The organism is Massilia sp. NBRC 108631 (assembly GCF_059704565.1).
Window position 1 is genome coordinate 1 of sequence record NZ_BAAKJE010000100.1, and the last position, 5608, is coordinate 5608.

The window sequence follows — 5608 nt, forward strand, 5'->3', positions numbered from 1 at the left end:
CGCACAGCGCGCTCCATCACTTCGGGGGAAAACTTCGTGGATTTTCGTTTCATGGCTCCATTCTCTCAGATGTTGGAGCCTCCCAGATTTCCGGTCCGGTTCAATCTGGTACATGAAGGAACTCCAGGTGGAGACCGAAATACCAAGCTGACGCTTGACGGACTGTGCATCGAACGCAGTGCTGTGCCGCACTTTCACCGCACCGCTGCTGGCTCCCAAGGCTACCGCCAGCGTATTGTTGCAGACAACGCGAACACTGGTAAACTGCGCTGTCGTCGCCAGTGTACCGTCGCATGCAGTAGCAAGAAGGACGTAGGCGTTGCTCACGTCATTGCCCTTGAGCGTTGACGACTGGCCGGTGCGGGCCAGCGCCCAAATTTTCCGGCCGCCCTTCAGCACTCCCGCAGTTTCAAGCTCGAACCCGGAGACCTCGGTGAGGTCTCGGTAGAACTCCAGTATTTCACGCGGCTGCACAACTTGAAAGCGCTGGCTGACGACGGACAGAGGAGCTTGAGTGTCGGAGCGGAACAGCACTTTGTTTTCAGGGTACGACGCGATTACGCTTGGGCTGTTGGTCGCATCCGGCACGAAGCTGACCGGCGATTCGCAGATGCGCCAGTCCATGCCAGCTTGTTGCGCCCATACTCCGATAGGCTGGCCGGCGCCAAGTTGATTTCCCAAGCCATGCCAAGGGGTTTCATGCAGGTAAGCCATCGTTTCAAGCAAGTGTGCCATTAGGTATTTCCTTTTCTTTGTTGAGGCGTAGCTAGACCTCAATCCGGTTTCTGGATTGGAGGCAGGTACGACAGGGAGGGGGGTATTGCTAGAGGTATGCCCGATGACGGGTATCCCCTGGAACTATCAGCATTGGGCTGACAAGGGGCAGTGGTTAGACGTCACGTCTCGTAAAAAATCGGCTCCAGGATTTCTTCGCACTTTCTGCCGAAGCTGAATTCGCAGTCCATGCACAGGAAATTATTGAGAATGTTCTCATCGACAATTTCGCCGAGCGCAGCGCCAGCAGAGCCACCGGCAGCGCCGCAAACCAGGGCGCCAATGACAGCGCCTGCGACACCTCCCAGAACGACGCCAGGTGGCCCTGCAAACGCCCCGGCAAGAGCGCCAAGCTCTGCACCACTGGCGGCGCCAGCTGCGCCACGAACTGCACCAGCAATCGCGCCGACAGCACAGACCAGCCTTCTCGCATAGTCCTTGGTCACGATCCGCTCGGATTCACATCGGGGGCATCGGCGCGTCATCCTTCAACGCTCCGGGGGGCGAATCGTGCGGCTGCTAGGCTCGACTCCGCATTGACCCTTTTGTAGTGATCGCGCACAGCATTGCGCCGTACTCGCTCCATGTACGTGATGAAGCTTGCCGCAGACAAAAATCCGGCAGCAAAAACTATTGAAAATGCCGTGAGGTGCTCCAAGGGCGACGGGATTGGTCGCATGATGACTCCTTCAAGAATGATTGGAATGAACCGGTGCCCAGTACCGGGTGTGTAAAAGCAACGAGGGCATAACTCCGCAGCCTGCTGGCTGCGGAGTTATGCCCTCGGTTGATGAGGTTGAGTCTTCTTTCGGAGGCCGTCAGCGTCGGCTTCTGGCAGAGTTCCCTGTTCTCATTTCAACAATATAGATCTGAAATTTTCTATCTCGAAATGCTTGACGGTAGGCCAGCCCCCCCCATCTGGCGTCGTTTTGCTAGCTTCCTAGTGACGGAAATCATCCATCTCTCTCTCGGGGTTACGAACGTCAAGGCATCGGCGCGATGCCGGCTTCGATCCGGTTTCAGTAGTTTTTAGGAGATTATGGCCACGGTGCTATTGCCTCATGGTATTCTTGTGTTTTTGAAATTAGTGCGACGCACTAATTCCCCCAACGGTCCTCATTCAGTCCGAAGACATTTTCTGAGTAAGCCCTTCGTCGGGCGCAAATGTGGGAGCGTAAATGTCACCGACAGTTCCATTGGCTACTCCATGCGGCGCAGCGCCATCGGCGGATGTGGCGATCACGGGTCTGCCCATCCCCCCTATTGACCGAATCCGTATCTTTAGTCCGGGGCAATGGGAAGACTTTGTTCTGGAATGGGCCGACTCGTTTCGTGATCAATATGCAATCGTTGAGCGTTGCGGTGGTGCGGGAGACATGGGCCGGGATATCATTGCATTCGACAAAGCAGATCCCGCGATATGGGACAACTTCCAGTGTAAACATTACAAGGCCGGGTTGGCCCCAGGCGATATCTGGTTAGAACTTGGCAAGCTGGTCTACTACACCTATACCGGTGAATATACATATCCACGAAAGTACGTTTTCGTGGCGCCACAAGGGGCAGGTACTAAACTGTCAAACCTGCTGAGGAAAGCAGATGCTCTCAAGCTACAGTTGATTGATAACTGGGATAAGCATTGCAGGTTTGCCATCACCTCTACGAAGGAGGTCGAGTTAGACGCCAAATTAGGGAGCTACCTCAATGCGCTTGACTTCTCAATATTCGAAGCAGTACCGCCGCTGCGAATCATCGATCAACATGCCAAAACTCGTTGGTATGCCACTCGGTTTGGCGGCGGCCTTCCCGCAAGGCCGAAGGTAGCTCCGCCTCCCGCGACGGTTGCCGCTCACGAAGTTACTTACGTTCGAAATTTACTTGATGCCTACGGAGAGCATCTAAGTTGCTCCGTTCCGACGGTCGCTGACTTGGGCGCTCACGATGAGGTTCGAGAGCACTTCCACGATGCACGGCTTGAGTTCTATAGTGCTGAATCGCTACGAGTATTTTCGCGGGATACATTGCCGCCAGGGGCGTTTGAAGAACTGCAAGATGAGGTTCATGGCGGCATCAAGGATGACTTACGAGGAGCGTACCCAGACGGCTATCGGCGTGTGCTTTCAGTGGTCAAGACGGCAAAGCTACTGCCAATCACCGGACACGCGCTCAAGGAGCGTCTTTCATCTCACGACCGTGGCGGAATTTGCCATCAATTAGCAAATGATGGAAAGGTTCGGTGGGTGCGATGAATAAATCTTTCGACGTGAAGGAACTGCCTCCGTTTAACGGACCTATTGAGATTGGCTTGCGAGCCTTGACCCTATTGAGAGAGGCGTTCCCATGCACTTATTCGCTTCAAAGATTGGTAGTCTCCGACTACCTGCTTGTTCATTCTGATGACTTGCCAGGTGGGCCGCCCGGCCTTCACCCAAAAACGCCGCATAGAGGTGGCGAATTATTGGTGCGTCGCGCCGTTCTCGAAAGAGGTCTTATGCTGTACCAGAGCAGGGGTCTGTTGGCGCGCCACTATACTGCAACTGGCGTAATGTTCGCTGCAACGGAACGAGCGGCGGCATTCTTGGATGTTTTGTCGTCTGACTATGCCGCACAAATGAGAGCGAGGGCAGCATGGCTCATCTCGTTGTTGGGTGAAATGTCCGATACCGAACTATTGAAAATTGCCAACTCCCATGTCGGAGAGTGGGGAGCAGAGTTCTCTATGGAATCTGTGCTGAGAGCGGAGGAAGTTGAATGGCAATAACAGGTTTTCAACTTCGGCGATTGACCTTGGTCGGGCACGGGGTCCCCAACGCTGAAGTTCAATTCAAAGAGGGCCTGAATGTTGTATCTGGTCCTTCGGATACAGGAAAGACCTTCATCGTCCAGTGTATTGATTACATGCTTGGTAGGAAGGACGTGCCAAAGTCCATTCCTGAGTCAGACCGATACGAGACCGTTCGTCTCGCGCTAAATTTTTCTGAGACGGGTAGTGAAGTTGTCTTGGAGCGTTCAATGCGGGGAGGCAACTTCAAGCTTGTCAGTGTCGGACAAACTGACAGAACGCTTTCTGCGAAACACAGTGCGGACGACAAGAATTCGATATCTCAATACCTACTGAATTTGTCAGGTCTAACAGGAAAAAGGGTTCGAAAGAACAAGCAAGGCGAGACTCGCGAGCTCAGTTTTCGGGACCTGGCGCGGCTAATATTGGTTGATGAAGAGACGATCATCAGCGAGACCTCTCCAATTCTCACCGGGCAATACACGACTGCCACCGTGGAAAGTGCAGTATTTCGATTGCTGTTGACTGGTGTGGACGATGGCTCGGTGATATCAAGCGAGGACCCCAAGGTTGCAAAGGGGAGACAGGCCGGAAAGGTTGAAGTGCTGGATCTTTTGTTGAACCAGACTAATGGACGTGTGGCCGAGTTGGCATTGCCCGGCGATGTGGAAACTTGGCGAAACCAATTGGCGCAAGTCGAGACCCTGTATGATGCGGCGCAAAAAGAACTAGCGGTGGAGCAGCAGAGTGCAGCGTCACTGGAAGGAAAGCGCCGATCCGAGATGAATGGTTTGCGTGTGCTTGAATCGAGGATTGGAGTCTTGCGCGAGCTTGAGCGAAGATTTGATCTACTCGGGCAACAATACATGTCGGACCTTCGACGGCTTGAGAGCATCGCAGAAGCAGGCTCGCGGCTAAGCCAAATGAGCGAAGAACATTGCCCGGTGTGTGGTGCGTCTGCAGAGCATCAGGAGCATGAGCATCAGCAAACCGATGCGTCACCGGAGGACGTAGCTCAGTCTTGCCAGGCCGAGGCGAATAAGATCAAAACCTTGATCTCTGACTTGCGTTTGACGAGGGAAGAAAACACGAAGGAAGTTGTGCGACTTCAGGGGCAATGCGACGAGGCTAGGTCACGTGTACGTGACGTGGCAGCCGAACTCACGGAACTCTTGAAGCCCCGCGTTGAGATTGCATTGCTGCGGTTACGCGAAAGCCAATCGACTAGAGACGTTTATCGTCGCGCACTTGACCTGACTGGACGTGCTAATGAGTTATTGGGACTGTTAGATGGGCTTAGAGGCCAGACTGCTGAGAAACCGCCAGCGCTTGAATCAGCACGGATTCGCGCTGACGAAGCAGAAGTCTTTAGCAAAGAAGTCGAATCATTGCTGCGGGAATGGCATTTCCCAGGATTGGATCGTGTAGTCTTCAGCGAAGCAGGACAAGACATTGTGATCTCCGGCCGGCCACGAGCAAGTCATGGTAAAGGTGTTAGGGCAATCGCGCATGCCGCGTTCAACCTTGCACTTTTAAAATACTGTCTCAAGCGTAAAATGCCGCACCCGGGTTTCGTGTTGATTGATTCGCCGCTCGTGGTCTATCGTGAGCCTGATACAAACGAGGATGGATTCTCACATGACGTGAAGGACGCGTTCTATCGTTCAATTGCTGAGGACTTCCAAAACTCTCAAGTTATCATTTTTGAGAACGAAGACCCACCTTCGGAACTGACGACCGGTGCAAATGTCATCCGCTTCACCGGTGCCCAGCATGGACGCCAAGGGTTTATTCCTAGCCTCCCGTGACCATCGCTAAGTAGGCAGTATGAACGCTTCGAACTCCCCCTAAGTGTTGCAACACGCTCTCATTGCCCGTTTTCGGATTCTGAGGGGGGGGGATGCTGGTGCCGTTCCAGATTCTGCATCCCATGCATACCTATTCTTTTCGTAAGCGTCGACTCAGCACCGTGTTGAGTGCCGTAACAGTTTAGTTGATGATGGCTGGCCGCAGGCCAGCGTTCATTTATTTGCCAGCCACAAGGTGCTGGGA

Annotated in this window: 5 protein-coding genes; 3 read left to right on the plus strand and 2 right to left on the minus strand. The window is 53.7% G+C overall.

The window, feature by feature from the left end; translation table 11 throughout:
* Together AC6H42_RS10840 and AC6H42_RS10845 are read right to left on the minus strand one after the other, a co-directional pair.
* Positions 1-735, minus strand: a 735-nt coding sequence (locus AC6H42_RS10840; RefSeq protein WP_497548010.1) for a DUF932 domain-containing protein, incomplete at its 3' end; no start/stop codon positions are given.
* Positions 736-896: 161 nt separating this feature from the next.
* Entirely contained in the window at positions 897-1220 is a 324-nt protein-coding gene (locus tag AC6H42_RS10845) for a hypothetical protein (RefSeq protein ID WP_497548011.1), read from the minus strand.
* A gap of 732 nt (positions 1221-1952) precedes the next feature.
* Between AC6H42_RS10845 and AC6H42_RS10850 the strand changes: the two genes are divergently transcribed.
* The 3 genes from AC6H42_RS10850 to AC6H42_RS10860 are packed head-to-tail and all read left to right on the plus strand — an operon-like array spanning position 1953 to position 5364.
* Positions 1953-3023 carry an ABC-three component system protein gene (locus AC6H42_RS10850; RefSeq protein ID WP_497548012.1) on the plus strand — a complete coding sequence of 357 codons (1071 nt, stop codon included), beginning with the start codon at positions 1953-1955 and terminating at the stop codon, positions 3021-3023.
* Positions 3020-3535, plus strand: a complete 516-nt coding sequence (locus AC6H42_RS10855; protein WP_497548013.1) for an ABC-three component system middle component 2 — start codon at positions 3020-3022, stop codon at positions 3533-3535. Before AC6H42_RS10850 ends, AC6H42_RS10855 begins: the two co-directional genes overlap by 4 nt.
* Positions 3526-5364 (plus strand): ATP-binding protein, encoded by a 1839-nt coding sequence (locus tag AC6H42_RS10860; RefSeq protein ID WP_497548014.1) that lies wholly within the window; start codon positions 3526-3528, stop codon positions 5362-5364. Before AC6H42_RS10855 ends, AC6H42_RS10860 begins: the two co-directional genes overlap by 10 nt.
* The last annotated feature ends 244 nt before the right edge of the window (positions 5365-5608 follow it).